At 46.7% G+C, this 210-nt stretch carries 1 rRNA gene; it reads right to left on the bottom strand.

The window, feature by feature from the left end:
- Positions 1 to 98 (bottom strand): 23S ribosomal RNA (locus Xentx_RS18355); the annotation flags it as partial.
- Positions 99 to 210 lie beyond the last annotated feature (112 nt).

Here is a 210-nt window from a genome sequence, read left to right as displayed (position 1 = left end):
CGCTTCATATCAGCTCACCGGCGCTTTTCGCAGATTAGCACGTCCTTCATCGCCTCTGACTGCCTAGGCATCCACCGTGTACGCTTAGTCGCTTAACCTCACAACCCGAAGGTGTCTTCGGACTGGAGTTATTGAGAGACTCATCAATGTTATCGTTCAACAACATCGATTGTTTCAAATTTTCAGCTTGTTCCAGATTGTTAAAGAGCA

It is taken from the genome of Xenorhabdus thuongxuanensis, assembly GCF_001908095.1.
GTDB classification, from domain to species: Bacteria; Pseudomonadota; Gammaproteobacteria; order Enterobacterales; family Enterobacteriaceae; genus Xenorhabdus; species Xenorhabdus thuongxuanensis.
This window is presented reverse-complemented; position numbering and strand designations above follow the sequence as displayed.